Origin of the sequence: Actinophytocola sp. (genome assembly GCF_035712165.1) — a bacterium.
Classification (GTDB): domain Bacteria; phylum Actinomycetota; class Actinomycetes; order Mycobacteriales; family Pseudonocardiaceae; genus DASYTH01.
In genome coordinates this window covers 1-26,569 of sequence record NZ_DASTBH010000433.1, presented here as the reverse complement: position 1 = coordinate 26,569, position 26,569 = coordinate 1, and the positions used below count along the sequence as shown (strand labels likewise).

The following is a 26,569-nucleotide window of genomic DNA, read 5'->3' as shown; positions in this document are numbered from 1 at the left end:
ATCCAAGGGTGGGGAGACCGGGTGGCTCGCTTGGTGACACGTGGCGCGATCGTGCTGATCACGGCACTGTGCCTGGGGCTGCCGGTCGCCCAACCCGCTGCCGCACAAGGAGATCTGCCGGACCTGCGGGTGCGCGTCGCGTTCGACCGGGACAGCTACGTCGGCAGCGACCGGGTCGCCGTGACCCTGACGATCAGCAACGCCGGCCCGGTTGCCGCGTCCGGTGTGCACGCCGCGCTGTCCGGCGACCTGGTCGTGGAGAGCGGCTGGCAGGATCTGAACAGCCCGGCCGGCGTGCGCGTCGAACCACACGCGACGCTGGCCGTCACACTCTCCGGTCATCTGTGGAACTACCTGGGCGACTCGGTTTCCGCCATCGCCCGCGTCTCGTCCGACGAGGCCGACGCGGCGCCCGCGGACAACGAGTTCTCGGCCAGCGCCCGGCTGGTCGCGTCGACCGGAACCCTCGCCGGGGTGATCTTCGCCGACCTCGACGCCGACCGGGTCATGGACCACGGCGAGACCGGGCTGGCCGACACCTCCATCACGCTGATCGACGGCGTGGGTGGCGTGCGGGAGGTGACCACCGACGAGGCGGGCCGGTTCGGCTTCGGCCCCCTGCCCGCCGGGCGCTACCAGCTCAGGTACTCCGGGCCGTGGCGGTGGGTGGTCGCCGGCCTGCACGACGCGATGTTCGACTATGCCGTCGTCGCGCCGGACAGCCCGCAGGTGCGCATTCCGGCCGTGCCGCAACTCGATTCGTCCCTGCACGTCAGCATGTTCTTCGACCGGGACAGCTACCGGCCCGGCGGGCGGGCGCGGCTCACCGTGGTGCTCGCCAACACCGGCGACACCGACTTCACCGGGATCACCGCCGGCTGCCCGGCGGAGGCCGGCTGGGCCGGTGTCACGGTCGGCCCGCACTGGGGCGGGCTCGCCGCCGGCGGGGTCACCGTCCCCGCCAACGGGACCAGCGTGTTCACCGTCGAGGCCCCGGTTCCGGACGACGCGGCGGCGTTCGGCCGCTTCGCGGCCAACTGCGCCTTCGGCCCGGCCGGGTACCCGGCGAGCGCCACGACCCGAGGCCGGGCCACCGCAACGGTTCCCGGTCTGCCCGGCACCGGACGGGTGCAACTGGTCACCGACGCCGACGGGGACGGCGTGATCGGCCCCGGCGACCTGGTGGCCGGGGTGCCTGTGGTGGTGACCGACCCGAACACCGGCGCCGAAGTCGCCCGGCTGGTCACCGACGCCGACGGTTACCTCGCCGTGGACGGCCTGCCGGCGCAGGTCTACGACGTTCGCATCGACGGACCATGGGTGCCGATCGTCCAGGACGGAATCCAGCTTCCGGTGGTGGCCGGTAAGCACGCCGTCGCGACCGAGGAGCGGTGGTACGTCGAACCCGGTGCGGCGGACCAGAACCGGCGGCCCAACCTGCGGGTGTCCGCCGCCTTCGAGAAGCCGGACTACACCGCCGACGAACGCATGCGGGTCCGGTTGACCGTGACCAACATCGGTACGGCCGCGGCCGAGGGCGTCGGTGAGTTCAACACCGGGCTCGCATCCACCCTGATCGTCGAGGACGCGGGAGAGCTCAGCCCGCTCGGACCGGGCGCGCGGATCGAGGCCGGCGCCACCCGGGAGTTCGTGCTCGAGGGATCGGTCAGCGACCCCAAGGGGGTCGTCATCGTCACCGGATGGCTGGCTCCGGCCGCCGGCAACCAGATCCACGCCGCCGACGACGGGTTCGCCGCCTTCGCCACGGTGCGCGTGCTGCGCGGCGGCTACGCCGGAACGCTCTACGGCGACGGGAACGGCAACGGGGTGGCGGATCCCGGCGAGGCGCTGATCGGGATACCGGTCTCGCTGAGCGGCGGCGTGCCGAACCGCATGTACACCCAGAACACCGACGGCCAGGGCCGGTTCGCGTTCCGGGACATCCCGGCCGGGCGGTACACCGTCGGCTTCGTCCTCCCCGACTCCTGGACCGTCGACCAGTCGGAGCTCACCGTGTCGGGCGGCGAGGCGGACCCGGTGACGATCCGGGCGGTGCGGACCGGGGATCTGCGCGCCTCGATCGCGTTCACCCGGGACAGTTACGCGGTGGGCGATGTCGCGCACCTCACGGTCAGGCTGGCCAACGACGGCGGCGCCGACCTGACCGGGGTCCGGGCCCGCTGCACCCAGATTGACTACCGGAACTCGCTGTCCTCCACCGATCCGGGCTGGGGCGCCCTCATCGGCGACGGTCCGGGGGTCACCGTGCCGGCCGGCGCGAGCGCGACCTTCGACGTGTCGACGGCCGTCACGGCGGACGCCTACGTGTTGGGCTTCCTGGAGGCCAACTGCGACTTCGGCTTCGGGGCCTGGGCCCGGGCGAGCGCGAAGGTGCCGGGCGGGATCGGCCATGCCGGCGGGAAACTGATCCGCGCCGACAACCGGCAGGGCGTCGCCGGGACGAAGATGGTGCTCACCGAGCCGGGCGGCGGGCCGCCGGTGGCCCGGACGGTGACCGACGCGGCCGGGCACTTCGAGTTCCGGGATGTGCCGGCCGGCAGGTACGACGTCATGGTCGTCGGCCCATGGAAGATCACCGGCTGCGTCTGTCCCGGCGTGCTGGCCGACGTGGACCTCGACGACTACGAGGTGCGGGTGGTGCCGGGCGCGGTGCAGGCCGACCCGGACGCCCCGCCGGACGAAAATCCGCCGCCGGACGACCCGGCGACACCGGGCCCGGCCGTCATCGCCACCACCCAGTTGGCCGTCACCGGGTTCGGCCTGCCGGCCCAGGTTGCCGGCGGCCTGGTGTTGCTCGTGGTGGGAGCGGGCTTGCGGTTGGTGCGCAGGCGGCGCTGAGCTCAGGCGTTCGGCGAAACGATGTCGGCCGAGAGCGGGGCGACCGTGGCGATGATCGTGCCGGTGGTGTCGGCCGGCACCCCGGCCTGGGCCAGCGACTCGCCCAGATGCTTGGCCACCAGGTCGAACTCGGTCTGCCCGATGCCCCGGCCCCGGTGCACATCCTTCATGGACTGACCGGTGTACCCATCCGGACCGCCGAGCACCGCGGCGAAGAACTCGACCTGCTTTCCCTTGAGCCGGGACATGTTCACCCCCGTGAAGAACGGCGCGAGCGCCGGGTCGGCCAGCACCCGCGCGTAGAAGTCGTCAACCACGGTGATCAACGCCTCGTGCCCGCCGATCTCCTCGTAGATGCTGCCCATGCCTCGCCCTCCGGCCCTGTGGTATGTGCGATCCGCACATACGACATAACCGTGTGCCACCGCCGGCAACAAGACACCAAATGTCGCAACGGTCAGGTGGTGGTGAACTGGGTGGAGGGCCAGCCGGTCGCGCCGTCGGGGATGGGTGGGACGCGGGCCTCGGGTTGGGTGGCGCCGGTGGTGTCGGTGGCGCGGCACTCCACGGTGTGGGTGCCCGGGGGAAGGCTGAGGCGGGCCTGCCACATGCGCCAGGTGTCCGAGTTGACCTCGGTGGACAGGGTGGCGTCGAGCCACGGGCCGCCGTCCGCGCGGACCTCGACCCGGCTGATGCCGCGGTGCTGGGCGTAGGCGATGCCGGCCACGGTGACCACGCCGGACGGCACCTCGGCGAACGGGGCGGGGGCGTCGATCCGGGACTGGGTCTTGATCGGCGCCCGCTCTGCCCAGCCGCGCCGCCGCCAGTAGGCCTGCCGGTCGGCGAACCGGTTGAGCTCCAGGTCCACCACCCACTTGGTGGCCGAGACGAACCCGTACAGGCCGGGCACCACCAGCCGGGCCGGGAACCCGTGCTCCACCGGCAGCGGCTCGCCGTTCATCCCGATCGCGAGCAGGCCGCGGTCCAGCACGTCGGCCACCGGCGTGCCGCAGGTCCAGCCGTCCACACTGGTGGAGAACACCTGCTCGGCGCCCGGCTTGACCCCGGCGCGGTCCAGCAGATCCCGCAGCGGGACTCCGATGAAGTTCGCCGTGGACACATACGGCCCGCCCACCTCGTTGGACACACAGGTGATCGTCACGGTGCGCTCCACCAGCGGCAGCCGGCGGATGTCGGCGTAACCCAGGGCCAGTTCCCGGTCCACCGCGCCGTGGATGCGCAGCCGCCAGTCCTCGGCGCGCAGCCTCGGCACCGACAGCGCGGTGTCCACCCGGTAGAAGTCGCGGTTGGACGTCAGGAACCGGGGCGTGCCGAGCGCCGCGAAGTCCGCCCCGGCCGGGATCGGCGCTGCCGGCTCGGCCGCGACCAGCGGACCGATCGCGGCGCGGGAGGCCTCCACGTCGACCCTGCCGGCCAGCAGTGCTCCCCCGGCCCCGGCCAGCCCGGCGCCGAGCGCGGCGCCCGCCGAGGAGGCCAGGAACCGGCGCCGGCCGCGGTCCAGCTCCGCCCAACTGGACGCGGCCCGGCTGCGCAGCGCCAGCGTGTGCAGGGCGTAGAACACCAGCACGCCCACCGCGAGCGCGGCCGCCGGGGCCAGCAGGGCGGTCAGGCCGAGATCGGGACGGTTCAGCACGGCCGCGACCCCCAGCGTGCCGAGCCCCACGGCGAGCCCCAGGCCGGGCCACGGACGAGACCGGGACAGCAGCCCGGCGAGCGCCGCGAGACCCAGCAGGACCGCGCCCATCCCGCAGATCAGCACCACCTTGTCGGCGGTGCCGAAGGTGCCCACCGCGAAGTCCTTGACCGGAGCCGGGGTCAGGTCGATCGCGGTGTTGCCGACGGCCAGGAACGGCGAGGCGTTCGGTTCGAGCAACCCGGCGACCAGGTGGCCGGCCGCCAGTGCGGCGGCGACGGCCAGGATGCCGAGGGCCGCCGCGGTCCACCTGGGCAACCGGACCGGCGCTGTCTGTGTCACACCCGGTGTTCGGGGCGGCGGCTCGTCGAGATGGGTCAGGAGAACAGCGCGACGATTCCGTACGACGCCGCCCCGACGGTGGCGGCGCCGAGGGGGGTGAGCACCCAGGCGGTCACGATGTTGCCGGCCACCGACCAGCGCACCGCCGAGCGCCGCCGGGTCGCGCCGACGCCCATCACCGCCGACGTGATCACGTGCGTGGTGGAAACCGGGGCGGCGTAGACGAACGCGGTCACGTACAGCACCGACGCCGCGGAGATCTCGGCGGCGAACCCGTACGGCGGGGTCAGCGGGAAGATCCGCCGGCCGAGCGTGCGCATGATCCGCATCCCGCCCGCGTAGGTACCGGCCGCCAGGGCCAGCGCGCAGGCCAGGATCACCCAGGTGGGCACCGTGTAGTCGTCCTGCCGGCCGGCGATCACCAGCCCGAGCACGATCACGCCCATGCTCTTCTGCGCGTCCTGCAGGCCGTGTCCGAAGGCCAGGCTGGCCGCGGACAGCACCTGCGCGCGGCGGATGTTGCGGCTCACCCCGTGGGCGTCGGAGCGGCGGAACATCCACAGCATGGCGGTCATCACCAGGTAGCCGAGCAGGAACCCGATCACCGGCGAGAGCACCATCGGGATGAGCACCTTCTTGGCCACCCCGCTCCAGAACACCGTCGTGGCCGAGGCCAGCGCGGCCCCGACCAGGCCGCCGATCAGCGCGTGCGAGGACGACGACGGCAGACCGAAGTACCAGGTGATCAGGTTCCAGGTGATGGCCCCGATCAGCGCCGCGATGACCACGCCGAGCGAGTCCGGGGTGGCGATCACCCCGGACGCGACGGTGACCGCCACGCCGGTGCCGGCCAACGCGCCGAACAGGTTCATCACGGCCGCCAGCAGCAGCGCCCCGCGCAGCGACAGGGCGCGGGTGGACACCGCCGAGGCGATCGCGTTGGCGGCGTCGTGGAACCCGTTGGTGAAGTCGAACCCCAGGGCAAGAGCGACGAGAAGGACCAGTGCGGCCCAGTCCACCGTCAGGACTCCTTGACCGCGATCGTGTGGACGGCGTCGGCCACGTGTTCGAACGCGTCCGCCGCGAACTCCAGCTGATCGACGATCTCCTTGAGCTTCATCACGCTCAACGGGTCGAGCTCCCCGCTGAACAGCCAGGACAGCAACCGGCGGTAGATCTTGTCGGCGTCGTTCTCCAGCTCGTTCACCCGGACCCAGTAGCGGTCCAGCCCGCCGGGGCGGGCCAGTTCCGGCATCGCCTCGGCGGTCAGCTCCGCGGCCTGGCACAGCACCTCGACCTGGGCGTGCACGCCCTCGGGCAGGTCGCCGACGTGGTAGAGGTTGGCCAGGTCGACCGCCGCGTCGATGTAGTCGATGACGTCGTCCATCCGCGCCGCGAGCCGGTAGATGTCCTCCCGGTCGAACGGCGTGACGAAGGAGCGGTTGAGCTGCTCCAGGATGGCGTGGGTGGCGTCGTCGCCGGCGTGCTCGACCTCGTGCATCCGCTTGGCCAGCTCACCCCGACGTTCCGGCGCCGCGGTGACGAACTCGCGCAGCACCTGCACGCACTCGCTGATCTGCGCGCTGGAGTTGCTGAACAACGTGAAGAACTTGGTGTCCCGAGGCTGCAACCGCAGGCCCATCGCGCTCCCTCCCGTTCGAATCCGGTACGAACAAGACCGTAGCGCCGAGACTATCGGCTCACACGGTGACGACGACCTTGCCGGCCGAGTGTCCACCGTGGACATATCCGATCGCCTGCGCGGCCTCGGCCAGCGGATAGCTCCGGTTGATCACCGGACGGACCGTGCCGGCCTCGATCATCTCGCGGAGGGTTTCGAGGTCGGCGGCGGGTTCGGTGGCGAACAGGTTGCGCACGCGCTGGCGCAGGAACATGCCGACCAGCATCACCCGGGCCATGCGGGCCATGTTGCCGACCCAGCGACCGGTCTGCGCGCCGCCGACCAGCACCAGGGTGCCCCGGTCGGTGAGCGCGCGGCGCAACGCCGACAGCGGCCGGTTGCCGGCGATGTCGAGGATCACGTCGTAGCGGCGGTTGCCGGCGAAGTCCGCGCGGGTGTAGTCGATCACCTCGTCCGCGCCGAGGCCGGCGACCAGGTCCGTCTTCGCCGTGCTGCACACCCCGGTGACGTGCGCGCCGAACGCCTTGGCCACCTGCACCGCGAAGGTGCCCACCCCGCCGGCCGCGCCGATGATCAGGACCCGGGTTCCGTCCCGGACCTCACCCCGGTCGCGCAGGGCCTGCAGCGCGGTGCAGGCCGAGATCGGGACGGCCGCCGCGGCGGCGAAGTCGAGGTTGGCCGGTTTGCGGGCGAACCGGTCGGCCGCGGCGCAGGCGTACTCGGCGTAGGAACCGTCGCAGGTGCCGTACACGTCGTCGCCCGGCTGGAACCGGGTCACGCCCGGGCCGACCGCCTCGACCCGGCCCGCGACGTCCATGCCGCGCACCGGCGACTTGGGGCGGCGTACCCCGAAACCCATCAGGCGCACCAGGTAGGGCTTGCCGGTCAGCAGGAACCAGACCCCGGGGTCGACGCCGGCCGCGCGCACCCGCACCAGCACCTCGCCCGGCCCGGGCTGGGGAACCGGGATGTCGCGCAGTTCCAGCACATCGGGTGAGCCGTAGGTGTCCTGCACGATCGCCCTCATGATGTCGCTCCCGCTCGCCGTGTAAAACAAAGTTGACACGGACGAATGTAAAGCTGGGCTGACATCGTGTCAAGTTTGATTTACATCGGTCACCCCCGTATCAGCGTGCCCCCGGTCCGCTCTGAGTGGTGGCGGCAGCACACGAGGAGGGACCCCCGATGACCACACCGATCGCCGAGATCGACGAAACCCGGCTCGACGAGGCACCCGACGGCTTCGTCCGCGTCCAGGAGTTCCTGCGCCGGTTCGGTTACCTCACCGACGACTCGGCGGTGGCCGGCGCGAAGGACCTCGGCGCCAAGGACGCGCGGGCCAAGGTGACCGGCACGCTGGACGCGGACACCTCCAGCGCGCTCGCCCGGTACCAGAGCTTCAACGGCCTACCCACCACCGGGATCTTCGACGCGGCCACCCGGGACCGGATGACCATGTCGCGCTGCCTGCTGCCGGACCCGGCCGGGACCGGACCGCTGGCGTTCTCGACCACCTGCGGGTGGACCCGCACCGCGCTGACCTTCGCCTTCGATGCCGGCACCGGCGGGGACGAACGCCAGGCCGTGCGCAACGCGTTCATCACCTGGTCGGCCGCGGCGCCGCTGGCGTTCCGCGAGGTCGCGCCGAACGAGAGCCCGGACATCCTGATCCGGTGGGGGAACGCGGCCTGCGGCGACGCCGACATGACCGGCGGCGTCCTGGCCCACGCCGACTACCCGCCCGGCTGCGGCTTCTACGGCAACGGCCTGCCCCGCCCGGTGCACTACGACGACCAGGAGCACACCTGGGTGATCGGCGCGGTCAGCGGCGGCTTCGACGTCGAGACCATCGCGCTGCACGAACTCGGGCACATCCTCGGCCTGCAACACTCCGCCGTGGCCGGCGCGGTCATGTTCCCGACGGTGGCGGACAACGTCACCAACCGGGTGCTCACCCAGGACGACCTGGAGGGCATCCGCTGGCTCTACCCGCAGACCGTGCCGCTGTTCGCCGGGCACAGCGGGAAATGCCTGGACATCGAGGGCGGCTCGGCCGACAACGGCGCCGACGCGATCCAGTGGGACCACTGGGGCGGCGGCAACCAGCTGTTCCGGCTGGAATGGGTCGAGTCCGCGCACTATCGCCTGGTCGCGACGCACAGCGGCAAGGTCCTCGACATCGAGGGACAGTCCACCGCCAACGGCGCGCAGGTGCACCAGTGGGACTGGTGGGGCGGGGACAACCAGCGGTTCCGGCTCGACCCGGTGGGCCACGGCTACTACCGGATCGTGGCCAAGAACAGCGGTCGGGTGCTCGACGTGGCCGGCATCTCGCACAACTCCGGCGCCAAGGTCATCCAGTGGGACTGGTGGGGCGGCGACAACCAGCGCTGGCGGGTCGGACCGGCGCCGGTCACCGCACTGCACAGCGGCAAGGTCCTGGACGTGGCCGGGAGCTCGCTCGCGCCCGGCACACCGGTGATCCAGTGGGAGTACTGGGGTGGCGGCAACCAACGGATGCGGCTCGACCCGGTCGGCGACGGCTACTACCGGATCATGGTCGAGCACAGCGGCATGTGCCTGGACGTGGAAGGCATCTCGACGGCGAAGGGGGCCCGGGTCATCCAGTGGCCGTACTGGGGCGGGGACAACCAGAAATGGCGTCCCGAGGGTGTCGGTGACGGGTATGTGAGGTTCGTGGCCAGACACAGCGGCCTGTGCCTGGACGTCTTCGGGGGGTCGGCCGACAACGGCGCGCAGCTCATCCAGTGGGACTACTGGGGCGGCGGCAACCAGAAGTGGCGGCTGTGAGCGAGCTTGCGAGCGAATCCATGTCACAGGGCGTCCGGTCACGGCGGCTCCGAGCCTGCGAGGATACGACGTGAGCGAGCACGTGTGGCGCCCGGCCGGCCGGGGTAACCAGTCCCGGTCGAACCAGGGAGGTCGAGATGCCGAAAGCCTGGAGTGCCAAACGGGAACGGCAGTACGAGCACATCAAGGAATCGGCCGAGGATCGCGGCACGTCCACCAAGCGGGCCAAGGAGATCGCCGCGCGCACGGTCAACAAGGAGCGGGCCCAGGCGGGCGAGGCCAGGGAGTCCAGCCGTAGCTCCACACAGGACATCTCGCCGGGGCGCCGGGGCGGGCTGCGCTCCGGAACCAAGCGGCCCAAGGGCCTGACCCGCGACCAGCTCTACAACGAAGCCCGGCAGCGCAACATCAAGGGCCGCTCCACGATGAACAAGAAGCAGCTCGCCAAGGCGCTCGGCCACAGCTCGGAAATCGAGTCCTGAGCCGGATGGCGTGGCACGCCCGGCGGCGTGCCACACCCACGCTCGTCAGCCCTGCTGCGCCGCGGCGATGTTGACCATCCAACCGACGCCGAACTTGTCGGTGCACATGCCGAACTCGTCACCCCACATCTGCTTCTCCAGCGGAACCGACACGGTGCCGCCGTCGGCGAGTTTCTCCCAGTAGCGGCGCAGCTCGGCCGCGTCGTCGCCGCTCAGGCTCACCGCGATGTTGGTGCCGGGGTTGTGTTCCATGCCGGTCGGCGTGTCCGCGCCCATGATGGTGTAGCCGCCGGGCGTCTCCAGCATGGCGTGCATGATCTTCTCGGCGTCCTCGGGCGATGCGCTGAACTCACCCATCGTGTTCAGGGTCAGCGTGCCGCCGAAGACCTCCTTGTAGAACTCCATCGCCTGCCGGGCGTTGTCGGTGAAGCTGATGTACGGGTTGAGCCGCGATGCCACCGTGCTCTCCTTCCGGTCGTCTGCAACGCGGGCATCCTGGCAGACCGGTACGACACCCGCTATCGCGGCCGGCCGGCGTCCGGCCGGGTGTAGTCGCACACGCCGCTCGGGAAGATCTGCCGCAGCCGGTCGAACTCCGCCCGGGTGGGCCGCCACGATCCGTACACACCGCGGAGGAACGCCAGCTCGACCGGTTGCAGCGCGCACTTGTAGAGCTGCTCGTCGAACGGGCCGCCGGCGACGGTGCGGGACGTGCCGCCGATCGGGAACCGCTGGGTGCACGGGCCGGGCGCGGCCCGGTCGATGATCCCCCGCCAGGCATCCGCGCCCCGGTGGATCAGCGTCCCGTCGGTGGCGAAGCAACTGTCCACGGCCTCGGCGGGCTTGTTGCCCACCACCCCGCGCTCGGGGTGGGCGCGCAGGTTGGTCAGCCACCGGTCCATCACCGTAAGCGCCATCGGGGTCTGGTCGAACGCCCGGGCCGGGCGCGCGTCGGTGAACCAGATGACCTGGTTCGCGGCGCTGCGCTGGCCGTCCAGCATCCGCTGGCGGGAGGCGAACGACTGGCGCGCGTTGTGCATGTCCAGCTCGGCGTCCAGGTAGTGCCGCCAGTCGATGATCGGGATGTCGATCCGGCCGTCGAAGACCAGCCCGGACCGGTACGCCGCCCGCATCGCCTCGATGTTGCCGGTGGTGCGCGGCGCCACGCCGTTCGCTCCGGGCACCGTCATGTTGCGCTGGCTCCACACGTCGACGTCGGCCGGGCAGGCGGCGGTGACGAACGGGCAACCCTCCTGCACGTTGTCCTGCGGCGGTTTCCAGCCGCCGACGCTCGCGTTGAGATCGAGGAACTCGGCCGGCGTGATGTTTCGGTCGAGCAGTGCCTTCAGGCCGTACTGGACGCCGACGTTGTCCCAGGTGGACCGGGCGAACCCGGTCGCGGGGTCGCGGCCGTAGACGTTCACCGCGTCGTTCCAGTGCGTCCACTCCACCCGGGCCTGCTGCTCCGGGGTGATGCCCGGCGCGGTGCCGAACTTCGGGTTGAGCACCAGCGGGGACAGGCCGCGCCAGCCCTTGACGCATTCGGTCGAGCCGGGCGTCGCGAGCCAGGGGGTCAGCGGCTGGTACGGGTTGGCCACGGTGTCACTCGAGGCGAGGCCCTCCAGCAGGGACCGGTTGGACCAGGTGCGCCACGTGGAGTTCGGGTCGTCGCGCACCTTGAGATCCATCCAGCGTTCGAGCAGCTCGCAGTCGCCGACGTGGATGGTCTGGGTGACCATGTCCGGGTAGGAGTACTGCGGCACCGCGCCGTCCAGCAGACCGTGGTGGTTCTGCCCGTAGACGTACTGCTGGATCCCGCCGCCGGACCCGCCGAGCCCGACGGTGTACTCCGGGTCGGCGTACTCGGTGACGAACCGCGACTTGACCATCAGCGCGGTCTCGCCGCCCAGCACCAGGTTGTAGTGGGTGTTCGTCTTCGTCCCGGTCGACCAGGCGATCGCATACCCCTGGCCGAGCCCGTGCACGTAGCGGGACTCGCTCTGGTTGTTGGAGCCCTGGTAGTGGCCGATCGCGACGCCGCCGCCGAAGTAGTAGATCAGCTTGCGGTTCCAGTTTCTGAGGTCCGCCGGCCCGGTTCCCTCCGGATCCAGGACCGCGATCGTGTAGATGAACCGGTTGATCGTCCCGCGCTCCCACCGGATCACGAAGTCGACCGTTTTCCCGTCGCTGGTCGTGGTGGTCGTCATGTCCCCCGGCCGCGGCGCGTTCCGGTCGAACGGCAGCCAACTGCCGGCCGTGGCCCGGTAGTAGTACCCCACCTGCGTGGCCAGCGAACAGTTGTTGTCCAGGAACGGCCCCGCCAGATCGAACCCGGCCAGGTGCGCCGGAGTCGAACAGAAGAAGTCGGGCTGTTGCGGCCCCGAGAACATCGGCCCGGTGATCGGATGGTTCACCAGCCTGAGCTCCGCCTTGGGCCGGCGGGGCACCCGGGCCTCCACCGTGCTCTCCCCCACCGGCAGGTCCCGCACCACCCCCTCCAGCGCGTGCGACCGTTGGTCGTCCGGCCCGAACGCCGAGGTGACATCGGCCCCGTTCACCGAAACCCGCACAGCTGCGGGGTCCACTTGCGGCGGCACGTTCACCCGAACCCGCGCCGCGCCCCCGCTCACGTACCGCGCCGGCCCGGACGTGACCTCCAGCCGCAGGCCTCCGCCGTGGTGCGCTTCATCGGCTGCCGCACTCACCCCCGACCCGAGCAGTCCCACCAGCACGAACCCGACCACAAGGCTCCGTTGCCCCATCGCCACACCCTCCGCACCTCGGTCACCGCCAGGCACGGTCACGCTAGGCCCCCGGGCGATCACGGTCAACGGACGGCGTCCGCCCTTACCCAGGATGTCGCAGCGCGGCAGAGCGCTTGTACACAATGGACGGTGCGGCTACTTCGGCATCCGGTCGCAGGGGATGATGAAGAACCAGCCGGCGGGTTCGTGGACGAGGAGAGCGGCGGGGGCGGCGGTGGCGCATTGTTGGCGGGCCTGGGCGACGGTGGTGTGCCACGGGGTGCCGGTCAGGCGGGTGCCGTAGTGCAGTTGGGCGCCGGCGCTCAGCAGCAGGACGCCGGCGATGGTGATGCGGGTGATCCGCACGGTGATCGCGGCCCAGCGGCGTTCGGGGAGCTTGTCCAGTCCGGCGGCGATGGCGGAGCAGAGCAACAGGGCGGGCGCCACGCTGTAGCGCTGGGAGAACAACACGATGGCGGGCCGCTCCTGAAGCTCCGGGGTCCAGTTGACGACCATGACCAGCACCATGATCAGTGCGCTGTAGCCGGCGGCGACCAGGGCCAGGAACCGGTGCGGGCGGTCGCCGGCGAGGACGGCCGCCGCGATCGGCACCAGGGCCAGCAGGATCGCGACGAGCAGCACCGCGTTGCCGAACCGGGGATAGAGGTGCTGGGTCACCTCGGGGCCGGCGAAGGTGACCACCGGGTCGCGCAGGATGCCGGCCAGCAGCAGTCGCACCGGGTCGACGGGCACGTCGGAGGACGGGGCCCGAGGGGCGCCGAGCATCGCCACGATCTGGAGCACCGCACCCGCCCCGAACCCGATCGCGCTGAACCGGTCCGGCCAGGACGGCAACAGCAGGCGCAGCAACACCAGCGGAACCAGCAGCAGCACCAGCGGATCGGACAGCACAGCCAGCGTCACCACGACCGCGGCCAGGATGTTGGCGCCGCGCGCGGCCGGCCGCCACAGCAGTGCCCAGAACGCGCCGTAGAGCAGGAACCAGTGCAGGTTCGCGAGGTTGCCGAGCGTCTCGGAGTTGCCGGCCGGCAACAGCACGACCAGCGCCGCGTGGGCGATCCGCACCGGCAGCCAACGGAGGTACGCGCCCGACGCGACGAAGACGAGCAGGGCGATCCCGGCCCGCAGAATCGCCGTCACCACCGCGATCGCGGCCGGCAGGGCGGTCAGGGGTAACAGCGACAGCGGCTCGATCAGCAGCCGGGGCACCGTGTGCAGGTAGCCGCCGTACGGCGTGGCCAGGTTGGACCACAGGGAGGCGCCCAGCGCGTCCACGGTGAACCGCGCGCCGTCCTCGGCCCACACGTGGTTGAGGTGGGTCCGTGCGGCCGGCAGAAACAGACCGAGGAACACCGCGACGAGGAACGCCCCCACGTAGGCCGGCCTGCGGTCCGGCAGCGGCGGCGCCGGCGGCAACACGGTTTCCACGGCTCGCCGCCAGCCAGGTCGCGGCGGCTCGGGGTCCGGCCCGCCGCCCGCGACTGTCATGGCACCGCAGGCTACACACGCGGCCGCTGTCACCCCGGACGGCTACCGTGCCGGCATGGCAGTGTTCGCCGTCATCACGGCCAGGGGACCGAAGTGGGACCCGGCGAAGGGAATCCGGGAGCAACGCGACTGGGACGCGCATGCCGACTGGGCCGACCGGCTGACCGGCGAGGGGGTCATCGTCCTGGGCGGGCCGATCGGCGGCGACCGCGCCGACGAGGTCGCGTTGCTCATGGTCGAGTGCGCAGACGAGGTCACGCTCCGGTCGACCTTCGCCACCGACCCGTGGGCGGCGACCGGTGTACTGCGCATCAAGGAGGTCCGGCCCTGGACACTGTGGCTGGACAGCCGGTAGCCGGCCGGTCGTCCTCAGTAGACAGTCCTCAGCCGGCGCCGGCGCCGGGTTGGCAGGCGGGAGGTTGGCAGACCATGCGGGACAGGGCGGCGTAGAAGACCTTGCCGATCTGGCTGGGGTCGGCGGCGAGGAAGGCCTGGCCGGCGGTGGCCTCGGCGATGGTCTTCAGCTCGCCCTGGTCGACGTCCGGGCCGATGCCGATGCCGATCAGCGGCAACGGGCGTTGCGGGTCCTGCAGCTTGGCCAGCTCGGCGAGCAGCTGATCCCGGGTGATGTCGCTGGCGTTGTCGTCCTTGCCGTCGGTCAACACGACCACCGCGTTGATCCGGCCGGGTTCCCAGGACTTCCGGCCATCCTGGTAGGCGGCCAGGATCGTGTCGTACAGGGCGGTGGAACCGTTCGGCACCGCCTTGACGCCGCGCAGCCGGTCCACCGCACCGCCGGAAAGCTGCTCGCTGACCGGGCGGACCGGCAGCAGCACCGTGTAGTCCTTGTCCCCGTCCAGCTTGGTGGAGAACAGCCACATGCCGAGCTTGGTGGTGCTCTTGAGCAGCTTCAGCCCTTCGGCCGCGGCCTCGGTGGTGAACCGCATCCGGGTCGCCCCGGTGCCCGGCACCTCCTCGTTCATCGAGCCGGACACGTCCAGCAGCACCTGCAGCCGGCCGCTGAGGTTCACCGACGCCCAGGAGTTGAGCGCCTGCGCCACCTGCCCCGCCTCCGGCGCCGGCAGCGGGGTCAGCGGCGCCGCCGTGGTGCGCTTGTTCTGCGACCGGTCCCGCAGCGCCTTACCGTCCGGGGTGCGAAAACCCGCGTCGGCCAACAGTTCCGAGCTCTCCTGGGTCATCAGCCGGGTGAGGAACCGCTTGGCCGTGTCCCGCACGTCCGGCGGGGTCTGCGGCAGCACCACGAACGGATAGTCCAGCGACGGCACCGCCGGGTTGGCGTAGACCGCGACCAGCGGCTGGCCCTCCTGCTGGGCGTTGTGCCGGAGCACCGCGTTCTCGGAGGTGGGGAACACGGTCAGCGGCTCGGCCGTCCAGGCGCCGCCGGGCAGCCGGCCGAACAGATCGGACTGCTCGGCCACCGTGTTCCTGGACAGCCTGCGCATCACCTCGGCGCCGGCCGCGGCCGGGTCGGCGGCGCCCCGGACCAGTTCCCGCAACCCGAACAGCACCGACACGCCGACCGGATCCCGGGCGGGGTCGGCGAAACCGGCGGTGAGCGCGACGGCGTCCGGGCCGATCAGCTGCGCCCAGGACAGGCTCGAGTCCGGCCAGCCCAGTTCGGCCGCGGCGGCATCGGCCACCGCAAGCACCACCGGCGAGTTCGCGATCGAGGTCCCGGTGACCGGGGTGTTCCACGCACCGAGTTCCTGGGCCCGCTGCAGCCACAGGGTGGACTCGGGAATCCACACGTCCGGCCGGTCGGTGCCGTCCGAGACCGCGAGCGACTCCACCGCCGTCGCCGACTTGCGGGACGTCACATTGACCGTGTAGCAGGCCGCGGTGTCCTGCGCCACCTTGCGACCCACCTGCGCGACCGACGGCATGATGTCCTCGGCCGCAACGACGTTCAACTCGGTGACCGAGTCACAGCCCGAGGCGCGCAGCCGGTCGACCACGAAGCCGACGCCGAACCACGCGGCGACCGCGCCGACCAGGAGCAGACTCAACAGCAGCACGGGCGAGCGGGTCCGGCGCCGATCGCTCGCCGTGTGCCGCCCCATCGGCGCCTCCCTTCACCCCACACACGTCAGGCGAAAGACCGCTGCGCCGAACCTTACCGCTTCGAGACCATTTTGTGATCTGTTGATTCTAGGACCGCAGCCGCGCGAGCAGCGCCGCGATCGTGTCGCGGCGGAAGAAGGCGACGAGGGCGGTGAGCACCAGCAGGATCGCCGGCAGCGTGGCGTCCCCGTTCTCCAGCAGGAAAAGCTCCGTGCCGGTGGCCCCGACCATCACCAGGGCCAGGCCCAGTGCGGCCAGCCCGCACAGCGGCCGGATCAGCAGGCCGATCGCGCCGGCCACCTCCAGCACGCCGGTCAGATACCGCAGCCACTGACCGAAGCCGATCTCGTCGAACTTCTTCACGAAGTCGTCGCCGAACAGCGAGAAACCGCTGTAGACGAAGTACACGGCGAGCACGATCTGCAGCAGCCAGAGCACGACGTCGCCGAGGACCCGGGTGGCATTCACCTGATCGGCCATACGGAAATCTTGGCACATCCGAAGGGGTTCGGCCGAGGGCCAGAGGGGTCCGGGTCGGGTGCGCCCACCGTCTACTGTGGACCGGTCGGCGAGGTGACCGTGCTGCCGGTGGTCACGGCGGGCTCGGCCGGAGGCACCGGGGCGGGCGGCGAGAACCACAGCGGGGCCTGGTTCTCGGTCGGTTCGGTGCGGCTCACCGACGACCAGATGCTCCAGCTTCCGGCGGCCAGCCCACCGGCGGCGAGAATCCCGGCCACGGCCACCGCGAACACCGTGCGGGGCCGCCAGCCCCGCGGTGCGCCGGAGGAACCGGTGTCCAGGACGACGGGCCGGTCGTAGTCCACGTTCTGATGGTCAGGGCCCATCGGGATGCGCACCATCGTCCGTTGGTTCTAGTACCCCGGCCTGCCGGTGCGCCCACAGCGCCGCCTGGGTCCGGTCGGTGACGCCGATCTGCTGGTACACGCTGGTCAGGTGCGCCTTCACGGTCCGCTCGCTGATCCCGAGCCGGTGCGCGATCACCTTGTTGGGCAGGCCGTCGCCGACCATGCGCAGCACCTCGCGCTCCCGTTCGGTGAGCCGCGCGCCGGGCCGGGGGGTGCGCCGGTGCGTGAGCAACACCCTGGCCGCCTTGGGATCCAGCGGCGAACCGCCGGCCACCACCGCGCGGATGCCGGACAGGATGGTCTCCGGCTCGGCATGCTTGAGCAGGTAGCCCTCGGCGCCGGCGTGCAGCGCGTCCAGGATCCGGGTCTGGTCGCTGAACGAGGTGAGCACCAGCACGTGGGTGTCCGGGTTGTCCGCGAGAATCCTCGTGGTGGCCCGGATCCCGTCCAGCCGCGGCATGGACAGGTCCATCAGCACCACGTCCGGGCGCAGTTGCGCCGCCCGCTCCACCGCGTCCTGACCATCCGCGGCCTCCCCCACCAACTCCAGATCAGCCGTGGTGCGCAGCAACTGCGCCAACCCGGTGCGCACGATGGCGTGGTCGTCCACGATCAGCACCCGGATCACTCGTTCGCGCGGCTCAGCCAATCGGCACCTCCGCCTCCACCCGGGTTCCCGCGCCCGGCGCCGAGCGCACCACCAGCCTGCCATTCGCCTCGTGGATCAGGTCGCTGAGCGCGCGCAGGCCGAAGTGCCCGCCCTCGGTGCGCCCCCCGACATGCGTGCTGTCGAAGCCGCGGCCGTCGTCGTCCACGGTCAGCCGGGCCCGGCCGTCGAGCTCGGCCACCGTGATCTCCACGCGCCGGGCCAGGCTGTGCTCGGCGACGTTGCGCACCGCCTCCTGCGCCGTGCGGTACAGCAGGCCGGCGGTGACCGGGGGCAGCGCGTGCGCTCCCGCCGTGTCGAGATCCACCCGGATCCCGGTGCGCTCCAACCCACTGGCCAACTCGGCGAGCGCGGAGGCCAGCCCCTCCTCGACGAGGTTGGGCGGATAGATGTCGACCAGCAGGGAGCGCAGCGAACCGATGCTGGACCGCAGATCCGTGGCCGCCTGGGAGATCACCTCGGCCCGCCGCGCCTCGTCCGGCCGGCCGAGCCGGGCCGCGTCCAGCGCGTAGGTGATCCCGGTGAGCTGCTGCACCACGCCGTCGTGCAGCTCCCCGGCGATCCGCCGGCGCTCCGCGTCCGAGGCGTCCACCGCGTGCCGCAGCAACGACTCCCGCTCCCGCTGCTGGCGTTGCACCCGCCGGGCCAGCGACGCCGCCAGCGGAATCTGCACCAGCTGCAACACGAACAGCGCGCCCAGCGCGATCGGCGCGAACTTGCGCCACACCGCGAGCCCGGCCTCGGTCACCGCGTCGTAGCGGAAGTACGCCTCGAACAGCAACGGCTCACCGGTCGCCGCGCGCACCCCGACGTAGACCTCGAGCAGCTTGCCGTAGGCGGACTCGTACTGGTTCTCCGGGCGGGACAGATCGCTCACCGCGGAGGCGGTGCGCTGCTGGCGCAACGCTTCCAGCTCCCCGGCCTCGAGCCCGTACCGCGCGCGCATCAGCCGCGGCTCGTCGGAGTAGATCACCCGGCCGCCCGCGTCCCACAGCTTCACCCGCACCAGCGAGCCCTGCAGCACGTAGGCACGCATGGCCTGGTGGAAGGCGGCCAGCGCGGCCGGATCACCGCTGATCACCCCGGCGTCCAGCCGCGGCTCGACCACCCCGCGCGCGGTCACCCAGGTCACCTGGCTGGCGGCCTCGGCGGCCTGCTCGGTGCCGGCCTCCCGGGCGGCCATGGCGATCAGCGCGGCGAGCGCGAGCAGCACCACCGCACCGACAGCGGTGAACCGGGCGACCGGCCCGGCGGTGGAGGCCATCTCCGGAGCGTATTTCCCGGCGCAAGGACCGAGGTGCTAGTACCAAGGTGCAATGGTGGGCCGTACCGCGTGGCGTCAACGGTGGACTGGGGTGACTGTGCGAAAGGACCCGGACATGCTGACCGTGCGGTTGGACGAGCGCGACGGCGCCCCGATGTGGTCCTGTCTGCAGGGCACCGTGCTGCGCGGCGAGTTCCTCGCCTGGCGGCGGCTGGGTCTGGGACCCGGCACCGAGACCTGGCTGGCGTGGTCGGTGCCGCTGTGGTGCCCGGCGGTGCTCAAACTGCCGCGCCCGCACCAGGTCGACCACCCGCGGGCCCGCCGCGCGCTGGCCCGGGAGGCGGCCGCGCTGGCCGGCAACCCGCACCCCGCGCTCCCCCGCCTGTACACCGACGCGACCGACGCGGCCACCCCCTACATCGCCACCGAGTACATCGACGGACCTACGCTCGCCGAGGAGATCGCCGCCGGCGGACCGCTCGAGGAAGCCGAGGTGGCCCTGCTCGGCGCTCAGCTCCTCACCGGCCTGCACGCCCTGCACCAGCGCGGCCTGGCGCACCTGGACGTCCGCCCCGGCAACGTGGTGCTCCGCGACATGCGCCCCGTCCTGATCGACTTCGGCACCACCCGCCGCATCGGCACCCCCCACCCCAGCCGCGACCCCGTCGCCGCCGACCTGCACGCCCTGGGCGCCACCCTCCGCGCCGCCCGCACGCCCCCGGTGACCGCCACCCCGCTGACCGCCCTGATCACCGCCCTGCTCGACCCCGATCCGGACCGCCGCCCCAGCACCGCCCAAACCCTCACCGCCCTGGCCGCCCTGGTCCCCGACGACCTGCGCCCCTGGCCCACCTGGGCCGACCCCGCCGCCGGCCGGGCCAGCTGACCCGGTTCAGGGGGTTCGGCAGGTGGTCAGCGGGATCGTGGTGGTGAGCGTGCTGGGGCCGGGTGGGGCGGTGGCGATGAGGCCGAACGTGGTGGTCGCGTGGGCGGCCAGGCGACCGTTGTAGTCGAGGTTGGTGACCGTCACCGTGGTGCCGTTCTGGCTGGGGGTGCCGTTCCAGAGGTTGGTGATCGCGTGGCCGGCGGGCAGCGCGAAGTGCACGGTCCAGCCCGTGATCGGCGCTGCCGTGCTGGCCACGGTGATCTCCGCCTGGTAGCCGCCCGGCCAGGAGTTGGTGACGGTGTAGCGGGCCAGGCAGCCGGCGGCGACGGCGTCATCGCGCGCGGGAGCGGGGGCCTTGGTGACGGTCGCGGAGGTGGTGGTCAGGTCCGGGCCGAGGGGTTCCGGGGTGGGGACCGGACGGGTGGTCGTGGGCGCGGGGGCGCCGGGCGGGTCGGCCACCACGGTCACCACCCGGGCCGGGATCAGGGTGCCGATCAGCATCCCGGCCGCCATCAGGACGGCGGCGACGGCGGCGATGCCGGCGAGGCGGCGCAGCCGGGGGCCGCGCGGGCGGGGCGGGGCGGGCGGCGCCGAGCGCGGCGCGCCGGTGGGACGGCCGTCCCCCAGCGCCACCAGAGCCGCGTGGACCTCGGTCATGATCGGGCGCTCGCCGGGGTTGCGCTGCAGCATCCAGAGCAGGACCTCGGCGAGCGGACCGCCGCAGCGGGGTGGCGGGACCGCACCGGCGGCGACCCGGCGGAGCATGGCGATCGGGTTCTCGTCCAGACCGAACGGGGGCGCGCCCTCGACGGCGGCATACAACGTCGAGCCGAGGGCGAAGACGTCGGAGGAGAAGCCGGCGTGCTCGCCGCTGGCCACCTCGGGCGCCAGATATGCCGGCGTGCCAACGAGAATCGCGCCGCTGCTCATCGTGCCGTCGCCGAGCGCGCGGGCGATGCCGAAGTCGGCGATCTTGGCGGTGCCGTCCGGACCGACCAGAACGTTGGCGGGCTTGACATCCCGGTGCACGATCCCGGCGGCATGCGCGGCGGCCAGGGCCGCGGCGACCTGCGCGCCGACCCGGGCCACCTCCGGCGCCGCGAGCGGACCGCCCGAGGTCACCAGCGCCGCCAGGCTGCGCGACGGGAAATACTCCAGCACCAGATAGTGCCGGCCCTCGTGCTGGACGGAGTCGTGCACCAGCACCGCGTGCGGGTGGCGCAGCCGGGCGGCCACCCGGCCCTCCCGGTCGCCCGGCACCCCGGACCGCGCGTCCGGGTCCAGTTCCTCCAGGTTCGCCAGCAACTGCTTGACCGCGACCACCCGGTCGAGCCGTTCGTCGGTGGCCCGCCACACCACGCCCATCGCCCCGCGGCCGATCCGGGCCTCCAGCCGGTACCGACCCGCGATCAACTCGCCCTGTCCGGTCACGCTGCCTCCGTTGCCGCGTCCGCGTCGACGCCCGCGGTTCGATTCTAGGAGCGTGACCGGTCGGCTACCGCCGGCGAGCCTTCCTGACTGGCAACGAGCGCGGCCAGCCCGGTGGTGAGCGGAACCGCGGCAACCAGGCCGATGCTGCCGACCAGCGCCCGCAGGATCTCCTGCGCGACCGACTCCGAGGACAGGATGCCGCCCAGGCCCACGCCGGCGATCGACGAGTACAGCAGCACCGGCAGCGCCGCCCCGGCGTAGGCCATCACCAGCGTGTTCACCGCGGAACTGACGTGATCCCGGCCGATCCGCACCCCGGCGGCGTAAAGCTGCCGCCGGGTCGCCGCCGGCCGCGCGGCGCGCAGTTCCCAGATGGCGCTGGCCTGCGTGACGGTGACGTCGTCGAGCACGCCCAGCGCGCCGATCACCAGGCCGGCGAGCAGCAGACCCCGGGTGTCGATGCCGTGGCCCAGCGCCCCGACCAGCGTGCCGGTGTCCTCGTCCAGTCCGGTGAGCCTGGTGACCACCGAGAACAACGCGCCCAGCACCCCGATCAGGGCCAGGCTCACCAGGGTGCCCAGCACGGCGGTGGACGTCCGGGCGGACAGGCCGTGGGTGAGGTACAGCACCGCGAACATGATCACCCCGGCGCCGCAGGTGGCGACGAGCAGCGGGTTGTGCCCGGCGATGATCGCCGGCAGCACGAACAGCACCAGCACCGCGAAGCTCAACCCCAGGCCCACCAGGGACTTCAGCCCCTGCCAGCGACCGAACACCAGCACCGCCACGGCGAACAGCCCGGCCAGCAGGATCAGCGGCACGCCCCGCTGGAAGTCGACCACCTGGTAGGACTGCCCCTGCAGCGGGTCGCCGCCGGCATAGGCGAGCACCACCTGGTCACCGGCCGCGAACCGCGGGGTGCTCGGCTCGACCGGCACCACGATCGACACGCTCCGGCCGCCGGCCGGGCCGTCGGTCATCCGCACGGTGACCGTCACGCAGTTGTCCCCGGTCGGCGCGCCCACCGTCACGTCGGTGGTGCACGACCCGGCCACCACCGCGGTGACCTCGCCGTGCACCGGCGTCGCGGCCCCGGCCGCCCGCCCCGACGTGGGCTCGAACAGCAGCACCATGCCGATGACCGCGGCCAGGGCGAACGGCGCCAGCAGCACCCCGACCAGGGTGCGGACCCGCCGCGACGCCGGGGGCGGCGGCCGGTGGTCGTGGCGGTGGTCCGGCCGCGGCGCCTGGGCCAGCGCGGAAGGCCGACGCCCGCCTTCGGTGCGCGGAATCGGGGCGGTGTCGTCGTCGAGCATCCGGCCATCGTAGGTACGGCCCGGCAGTCCACACCGGACGGCCGGCAACTGACGACCAAGGCCTCTGCGGCCCGGGACCTTCGACTCCAGAGTGGGCCGGCGCGCCGGATCGACACTTGTACCAGACGAGAGGAGAACCCGATGAGCGTCAAGGAAAACCCCACCAGCACCCAGGTTCCGCGGTTGGACAGCCCGGAGACCGGCGCCATCAGCCCCACGGCGGGCAACCTGATCGCAGTCACCCGGATCGCCATGGGTGCGCTGTTCGGCTGGGCGTTCCTGGACAAGCTGTTCGGCCTGGGTTACGCCACGCCGGACAAGGGCGCCTGGATCAACGGCGGCTCGCCGACCAAGGGCTTCCTGGGCGGCGTCGACGTCGGCCCGTTCCAGAGCATGTTCACCAGCTGGGCCGGCGCGGCCTGGGCGAACTGGCTGTTCATGCTGGGTCTGGCCGGCATCTCGGTCGCGCTGCTGGCCGGCGTCGGACTGCGCATCGCCGCGGTCAGCGGCTCGCTGATGATGCTGCTCATGTGGGCCGCCGAATGGCCGCTCGCGCAGCACACCGCGGCCGGTGAGCTGACCCGGTCCACCAACCCCCTGATCGACTACCACATCATCTACGCCCTGGTCCTGCTCACCCTCGCCGCGCTCTACGCCGGCAAGTACTGGGGCCTCGGCCGGCGCTGGGCGAAGTTGGACATCGTCCGCCGCAACCCCTGGCTGATCTGACCCACCGACCCGCGACGCCCGGACCGTGACCCGGTCCGGGCGTCGCGGCATGCCCACTGTGGACGTCAAGCGACGTGCGGGAGGGCGTCTTACCGTTGCTCCATGGCCTCTACTCAGGTACCTGACGGCGGCCGGGCGGGGCTGCGGTGGAACGCCTGGAACCTGCTGCTGCTCGTCCCGCTGCTGTGGTTGCTGACCCCGCTGTTCAACCAGCAGGGGCCGGAACTGTTCGGCATGCCGTTCTTCTACTGGTTCCAGTTCGCCGGCATCGCGGTCGGAGTCGCGGCCACCACGGTGGTCTACCTCAAGACCAGGCGTGCGCCGGCCGGCCCGGACACCCCGGACCGGCTCGACGTGGACGACCTCGACGAGGGGGCGGCCCGGTGAACTGGATCGAGCTGACCATCTTCACCGCGTTGTTCGCGCTGGTGACCGTCATGGGCTTCGTCGCGGCGCGCTGGCAGCGCGGAGACACCCTGGACCATCTGGACGAGTGGGGCCTCGGCGGGCGCCGGTTCGGCTCCTGGGTGTCCTGGTTCCTGATCGGCGGCGACCTCTACACCGCCTACACCTTCGTCGCGGTCCCGGCGCTGATGTTCAGCGCGGGCGCGACCGGGTTCTTCGCCCTGCCCTACACGGTGATCGTCTATCCCCTCGTGTTCCTGCCGCTGCTGCGGCTGTGGTCGGTCTCCCGGGTGCACGGGTACGTCACGCCGGCCGACTTCGTGCGCGGCCGGCACGGCTCGACGCTGCTCGCCCTGCTGGTGGCGATCACCGGAATCGTGGCCACCATGCCCTACATCGCGCTGCAACTCGTCGGCCTGGAGGCGGTGCTGCGCACGATGGGGTTCAACGAGTCCGGGTTCCTCGGCCACCTGCCGCTGCTGATCGCGTTCGTGATCCTGGCCGTCTACACCTACCAGTCCGGGTTGCGGGCGCCGGCGCTGATCGCGTTCGTCAAGGACGTCCTGATCTATGTCGTGATCCTGGTCGCGGTGATCTACCTGCCGATCAAGCTCGGCGGCTGGGACACGATCTTCAGCGCGGCGGACGAGAAGTTCCGCGGCACACCGGCCCCCGGCGACGGAATCCTGTTGAACAGCAACAACCAGCTGCAGTACGCCACGCTGGCGCTCGGCTCCGCGCTGGCGCTGTTCCTCTACCCGCACTCGGTCACCGGGGTGCTCGCCTCCCGGGGCCGCAACGTGATCAAGCGCAACATGTCCGCGCTGCCGGCGTACTCGCTGATGCTCGGCCTGTTGGCACTGCTGGGTTTCATGGCGATCGCGGCGGGCACCACGCCGGTGCGCAACCAGGCCACCGGCAAGGCCGACACCAGCACGATCGTGCCGGCGTTGTTCGACACCCAGTTCCCGTCCTGGTTCGCCGGAATCGCCTTCGCCGCCATCGGGATCGGCGCGCTGGTGCCGGCCGCGATCATGTCCATCGCGGCGGCGAACCTGTGGACCCGCAACGTCTACAAGGAGTACCTGCACCGCGACGCCACCCCCGCCCACGAGGCCAAGCAGGCCAAGCTCGCGTCACTGGTGGTGAAGTTCGGCGCGCTGGCGTTCATCCTGTTCATCGACCCGCAGTTCGCCATCGACCTGCAACTGATCGGCGGGGTGATCATCCTGCAGACCCTGCCGGCGGTGGCGATCGCGTTGTACACCAGGTGGTTGCACCGCTGGGGGCTGATCGCCGGCTGGGCGGCCGGCATGGCCTGGGGCATGTACCTGCTCTACATCATCCCCAGCGCGGACGGCTCCCGGCAGCACTTCGGCACCTCGGCGCTGCAACTCGGCAAGATCAACCTGTTCGGCTGGCACCCGTTCGCCGGCTCGACCGTGCAGATCTACGTCGGGGTGCTCGCCCTCGCCGCGAACCTGGTGGTGGCGGTCCTGGTCACCCTCGTCGCCCGCCGGATGCGGGCCCCGTCGGGTAGCGACGCCACCACCGCCGCCGACTACCACGCCGACGAGGGCAGCCCGAACCTCCGCGAGGTGGGGGTGCACTGAGGACTCAGGACCGCCGGGGCCACTCGACGTAGTTCGGGTCGAGGAAAACGCTTGGCGTGGCCAGGGTTTCGATGTCCTGCGCCAACGCGGCCCGGCTCGGGTCGGCCGGGTCGTAGACGATCGTCACCTGGGTGCCGAGCCGCAGCATCGTGGTGGTCCGGTCGACCACCCGGACCGGTACGCCCTCGGTCCGGGACTCGAAGGTCGCCTCGTACACCCGGCGCCCGTTGATCCTGGTGTTGGTGGTGATGATCCGCACCAGCACGCCCGGCACCTGCAGGCCGGTCGCCTGCAACAGCGTGCGCCGCCGGGACCGGCGGCGCCACCGCGTCGCCAGCACCACCAGCACGATCAGCATCACCAGCGCCACCGCGCCGAACACCAGCATCAGGATGAAGTAGGTGGTGGGGCCGCTGTAGCAGGTCGCCCCGCCCCGGCACGCGTAGCTGCGGTCCACCTCGTCGGTGGTGCGCCACAGGTATCCCATCCAGATCGCCACCGGCAGTGACCAGGCCACCTGGACGGCCAGCACCACCAGCACGATCTTCTGCGCGAACCGCGGCATGCCGGGAACCTAACCGCCGCGCCGCCCCAGCGACCCGGGCCGCCCGAAGATCCGCACGAAAGTTCCGCCACCTGACCCACCCGGGCAGCGCAAAACCTTGCGGCGGAGCGCTTCCCGGGTGCTACCGTGAGGCGCTTTTCGTGGCTCGACTGGGGGGATTCTCGTGACCGCCATGTTCTTCAAGCGCGTCGCGGTGGCGTCGGCCACCGCGCTGCTGGCCGCCGGTCTCGCCGTGCTGAACCCCGGCAGCGCCGTCGCCGCGCCGCATCTCCAAGCCCCGCCAACGGTGCAGCTCGGCTACACCGACCTGGCCCATCCGTTCACCGCCTACGACGTGGCGGACCGGGACCTGCCGCTCGGCGCCTGGCGCGACGCCACGACCCGCCGGCCGCACGTGTCCCGGGTCTACGCGACCTTCGATGTGGCGTCGTTGACCGGAAAGCGGATCATCGGCGGCACCGTCGCGATCCAGGAGAGCACGGCGGGCGACTGCACCAAGCGCGCCATCGAGATCTGGCAGACCCGACCGGTCAGCCGGACCCCGAGTTGGGTCAGCGCCCCGCGTGCGCTGCGCAAGCTCGACGAGATCACCACCGCCGAACGCTGCCCCGGCTTCATCACCTTCGACGTCGCGACCGCCGTTCGGGACGCCGTCGAGCACAACCAGCCACGGGTCAGCTTCGAGATCCGGGTGCCGGCCCG

25 protein-coding genes are annotated in these 26,569 nt (G+C 71.7%); 9 read left to right on the top strand and 16 right to left on the bottom strand.

What is annotated here, in order from left to right; all coding sequences use genetic code 11:
* The first annotated feature begins 21 nt into the window (after positions 1-21).
* Positions 22-2,859, top strand: coding sequence for an SdrD B-like domain-containing protein (locus tag VFO68_RS24215; RefSeq protein ID WP_325160666.1), 2,838 nt, complete (start codon positions 22-24; stop codon positions 2,857-2,859).
* 2 nt (positions 2,860-2,861) lie between these two features.
* On the opposite strand, the gene VFO68_RS24210 is transcribed toward VFO68_RS24215, so the two are convergent.
* The 5 genes from VFO68_RS24210 to VFO68_RS24190 form a co-directional block, all read right to left on the bottom strand.
* Positions 2,862-3,224, bottom strand: coding sequence for a group 1 truncated hemoglobin (locus VFO68_RS24210; RefSeq protein WP_325160665.1), 363 nt, complete (start codon positions 3,222-3,224; stop codon positions 2,862-2,864).
* Positions 3,225-3,316: 92 nt separating this feature from the next.
* A complete protein-coding gene (locus tag VFO68_RS24205) occupies positions 3,317-4,855 on the bottom strand; it encodes a molybdopterin-dependent oxidoreductase (protein ID WP_325160664.1) in 1,539 nt (512 codons plus the stop codon).
* Positions 4,856-4,890: 35 nt separating this feature from the next.
* A complete protein-coding gene (locus VFO68_RS24200; protein WP_414635562.1) occupies positions 4,891-5,880 on the bottom strand; it encodes an inorganic phosphate transporter in 990 nt (329 codons plus the stop codon).
* Positions 5,877-6,497 carry a DUF47 domain-containing protein gene (locus VFO68_RS24195; protein ID WP_325160662.1) on the bottom strand — a complete coding sequence of 207 codons (621 nt, stop codon included), beginning with the start codon at positions 6,495-6,497 and terminating at the stop codon, positions 5,877-5,879. Before VFO68_RS24195 ends, VFO68_RS24200 begins: the two co-directional genes overlap by 4 nt.
* Before the next feature lie 58 nt (positions 6,498-6,555).
* A complete protein-coding gene (locus VFO68_RS24190) occupies positions 6,556-7,524 on the bottom strand; it encodes an NAD(P)-dependent alcohol dehydrogenase (RefSeq protein ID WP_325160661.1) in 969 nt (322 codons plus the stop codon).
* Positions 7,525-7,682: 158 nt separating this feature from the next.
* Between VFO68_RS24190 and VFO68_RS24185 the strand changes: the two genes are divergently transcribed.
* On the top strand, positions 7,683-9,308 hold the full coding sequence (locus VFO68_RS24185; protein ID WP_325160660.1) for an RICIN domain-containing protein: 1,626 nt from the start codon (positions 7,683-7,685) through the stop codon (positions 9,306-9,308).
* Between the two features lie 137 nt (positions 9,309-9,445).
* Positions 9,446-9,790: a plasmid stabilization protein gene (locus VFO68_RS24180; RefSeq protein WP_325160659.1), complete on the top strand. Its 345-nt coding sequence runs from the start codon at positions 9,446-9,448 to the stop codon at positions 9,788-9,790.
* A 45-nt stretch (positions 9,791-9,835) separates the two neighbouring features.
* On the opposite strand, the gene VFO68_RS24175 is transcribed toward VFO68_RS24180, so the two are convergent.
* The 3 genes from VFO68_RS24175 to VFO68_RS24165 all read right to left on the bottom strand — a co-directional run bounded on the left by VFO68_RS24175 (position 9,836) and on the right by VFO68_RS24165 (position 14,043).
* Positions 9,836-10,249: a VOC family protein gene (locus tag VFO68_RS24175; RefSeq protein ID WP_325160658.1), complete on the bottom strand. Its 414-nt coding sequence runs from the start codon at positions 10,247-10,249 to the stop codon at positions 9,836-9,838.
* Positions 10,250-10,308: 59 nt separating this feature from the next.
* Positions 10,309-12,552 (bottom strand): DUF6351 family protein, encoded by a 2,244-nt coding sequence (locus VFO68_RS24170; protein ID WP_325160657.1) that lies wholly within the window; start codon positions 12,550-12,552, stop codon positions 10,309-10,311.
* 138 nt (positions 12,553-12,690) lie between these two features.
* Positions 12,691-14,043: a hypothetical protein gene (locus VFO68_RS24165; protein ID WP_325160656.1), complete on the bottom strand. Its 1,353-nt coding sequence runs from the start codon at positions 14,041-14,043 to the stop codon at positions 12,691-12,693.
* Positions 14,044-14,098: 55 nt separating this feature from the next.
* Here VFO68_RS24165 and VFO68_RS24160 point away from each other — a divergent pair, with 55 nt between their 5' ends.
* Positions 14,099-14,398, top strand: a complete 300-nt coding sequence (locus tag VFO68_RS24160; protein ID WP_325160655.1) for a YciI family protein — start codon at positions 14,099-14,101, stop codon at positions 14,396-14,398.
* Between the two features lie 28 nt (positions 14,399-14,426).
* Here the strand turns inward: VFO68_RS24160 and VFO68_RS24155 are convergent, their stop codons facing one another.
* The 5 genes from VFO68_RS24155 to VFO68_RS24135 form a co-directional block, all read right to left on the bottom strand.
* The gene (locus tag VFO68_RS24155) at positions 14,427-16,124 is read right to left on the bottom strand and encodes a substrate-binding domain-containing protein (RefSeq protein WP_325160654.1); all 1,698 of its coding nucleotides are present in this window, start codon (positions 16,122-16,124) and stop codon (positions 14,427-14,429) included.
* Positions 16,125-16,212: 88 nt separating this feature from the next.
* A complete protein-coding gene (locus VFO68_RS24150) occupies positions 16,213-16,605 on the bottom strand; it encodes a DoxX family protein (RefSeq protein ID WP_325160653.1) in 393 nt (130 codons plus the stop codon).
* A 71-nt stretch (positions 16,606-16,676) separates the two neighbouring features.
* A complete protein-coding gene (locus VFO68_RS24145) occupies positions 16,677-16,970 on the bottom strand; it encodes a hypothetical protein (RefSeq protein WP_325160652.1) in 294 nt (97 codons plus the stop codon).
* On the bottom strand, positions 16,960-17,640 hold the full coding sequence (locus tag VFO68_RS24140; protein WP_325160651.1) for a response regulator transcription factor: 681 nt from the start codon (positions 17,638-17,640) through the stop codon (positions 16,960-16,962). Before VFO68_RS24140 ends, VFO68_RS24145 begins: the two co-directional genes overlap by 11 nt.
* Positions 17,633-18,922, bottom strand: a complete 1,290-nt coding sequence (locus VFO68_RS24135; protein ID WP_325160650.1) for a sensor histidine kinase — start codon at positions 18,920-18,922, stop codon at positions 17,633-17,635. Before VFO68_RS24135 ends, VFO68_RS24140 begins: the two co-directional genes overlap by 8 nt.
* Before the next feature lie 91 nt (positions 18,923-19,013).
* On the opposite strand from VFO68_RS24135, the gene VFO68_RS24130 reads away from it, so the two are divergent.
* Positions 19,014-19,808, top strand: a complete 795-nt coding sequence (locus VFO68_RS24130; protein ID WP_325160649.1) for a protein kinase domain-containing protein — start codon at positions 19,014-19,016, stop codon at positions 19,806-19,808.
* A gap of 6 nt (positions 19,809-19,814) precedes the next feature.
* Here the strand turns inward: VFO68_RS24130 and VFO68_RS24125 are convergent, their stop codons facing one another.
* Positions 19,815-21,239 (bottom strand): protein kinase domain-containing protein, encoded by a 1,425-nt coding sequence (locus tag VFO68_RS24125; RefSeq protein WP_325160648.1) that lies wholly within the window; start codon positions 21,237-21,239, stop codon positions 19,815-19,817.
* Between the two features lie 44 nt (positions 21,240-21,283).
* Positions 21,284-22,555 carry a YibE/F family protein gene (locus VFO68_RS24120; protein ID WP_325160647.1) on the bottom strand — a complete coding sequence of 424 codons (1,272 nt, stop codon included), beginning with the start codon at positions 22,553-22,555 and terminating at the stop codon, positions 21,284-21,286.
* A 141-nt stretch (positions 22,556-22,696) separates the two neighbouring features.
* Between VFO68_RS24120 and VFO68_RS24115 the strand changes: the two genes are divergently transcribed.
* The 3 genes from VFO68_RS24115 to mctP all read left to right on the top strand — a co-directional run bounded on the left by VFO68_RS24115 (position 22,697) and on the right by mctP (position 25,302).
* Complete coding sequence (locus VFO68_RS24115; RefSeq protein WP_325160646.1) at positions 22,697-23,284, top strand: hypothetical protein; 588 nt, start codon at positions 22,697-22,699, stop codon at positions 23,282-23,284.
* A gap of 102 nt (positions 23,285-23,386) precedes the next feature.
* The gene (locus tag VFO68_RS24110; RefSeq protein ID WP_325160645.1) at positions 23,387-23,671 is read left to right on the top strand and encodes a DUF3311 domain-containing protein; all 285 of its coding nucleotides are present in this window, start codon (positions 23,387-23,389) and stop codon (positions 23,669-23,671) included.
* A complete protein-coding gene (mctP, locus tag VFO68_RS24105) occupies positions 23,668-25,302 on the top strand; it encodes a monocarboxylate uptake permease MctP (RefSeq protein ID WP_414635561.1) in 1,635 nt (544 codons plus the stop codon). Before VFO68_RS24110 ends, mctP begins: the two co-directional genes overlap by 4 nt.
* 4 nt (positions 25,303-25,306) lie before the next feature.
* Here mctP and VFO68_RS24100 read toward each other — a convergent pair whose 3' ends face one another.
* Positions 25,307-25,867, bottom strand: a complete 561-nt coding sequence (locus VFO68_RS24100; RefSeq protein ID WP_325160644.1) for a DUF3592 domain-containing protein — start codon at positions 25,865-25,867, stop codon at positions 25,307-25,309.
* A gap of 163 nt (positions 25,868-26,030) precedes the next feature.
* Between VFO68_RS24100 and VFO68_RS24095 the strand changes: the two genes are divergently transcribed.
* Positions 26,031-26,569 (top strand): hypothetical protein (locus VFO68_RS24095; RefSeq protein WP_325160643.1); only part of this gene is annotated, 539 nt, incomplete at its 3' end.

Excerpts from the sequence above, each read along its gene's own strand:
- VFO68_RS24210 (WP_325160665.1), bottom strand. The coding sequence starts at position 3,224 with ATGGGCAGCATCTACGAGGAGATCGGCGGGCACGAGGCGTTGATCACC.
- VFO68_RS24195 (WP_325160662.1), bottom strand. The coding sequence starts at position 6,497 with ATGGGCCTGCGGTTGCAGCCTCGGGACACCAAGTTCTTCACGTTGTTC.
- VFO68_RS24190 (WP_325160661.1), bottom strand. The coding sequence starts at position 7,524 with ATGAGGGCGATCGTGCAGGACACCTACGGCTCACCCGATGTGCTGGAA.
- VFO68_RS24185 (WP_325160660.1), top strand. The coding sequence starts at position 7,683 with ATGACCACACCGATCGCCGAGATCGACGAAACCCGGCTCGACGAGGCA.
- VFO68_RS24180 (WP_325160659.1), top strand. The coding sequence starts at position 9,446 with ATGCCGAAAGCCTGGAGTGCCAAACGGGAACGGCAGTACGAGCACATC.
- VFO68_RS24170 (WP_325160657.1), bottom strand. The coding sequence starts at position 12,552 with ATGGGGCAACGGAGCCTTGTGGTCGGGTTCGTGCTGGTGGGACTGCTC.
- VFO68_RS24165 (WP_325160656.1), bottom strand. The coding sequence starts at position 14,043 with ATGACAGTCGCGGGCGGCGGGCCGGACCCCGAGCCGCCGCGACCTGGC.
- VFO68_RS24160 (WP_325160655.1), top strand. The coding sequence starts at position 14,099 with ATGGCAGTGTTCGCCGTCATCACGGCCAGGGGACCGAAGTGGGACCCG.
- VFO68_RS24155 (WP_325160654.1), bottom strand. The coding sequence starts at position 16,124 with ATGGGGCGGCACACGGCGAGCGATCGGCGCCGGACCCGCTCGCCCGTG.
- VFO68_RS24150 (WP_325160653.1), bottom strand. The coding sequence starts at position 16,605 with ATGGCCGATCAGGTGAATGCCACCCGGGTCCTCGGCGACGTCGTGCTC.
- VFO68_RS24145 (WP_325160652.1), bottom strand. The coding sequence starts at position 16,970 with ATGGGCCCTGACCATCAGAACGTGGACTACGACCGGCCCGTCGTCCTG.
- VFO68_RS24135 (WP_325160650.1), bottom strand. The coding sequence starts at position 18,922 with ATGGCCTCCACCGCCGGGCCGGTCGCCCGGTTCACCGCTGTCGGTGCG.
- VFO68_RS24120 (WP_325160647.1), bottom strand. The coding sequence starts at position 22,555 with ATGCTCGACGACGACACCGCCCCGATTCCGCGCACCGAAGGCGGGCGT.
- VFO68_RS24115 (WP_325160646.1), top strand. The coding sequence starts at position 22,697 with ATGAGCGTCAAGGAAAACCCCACCAGCACCCAGGTTCCGCGGTTGGAC.
- VFO68_RS24110 (WP_325160645.1), top strand. The coding sequence starts at position 23,387 with ATGGCCTCTACTCAGGTACCTGACGGCGGCCGGGCGGGGCTGCGGTGG.
- VFO68_RS24100 (WP_325160644.1), bottom strand. The coding sequence starts at position 25,867 with ATGCCGCGGTTCGCGCAGAAGATCGTGCTGGTGGTGCTGGCCGTCCAG.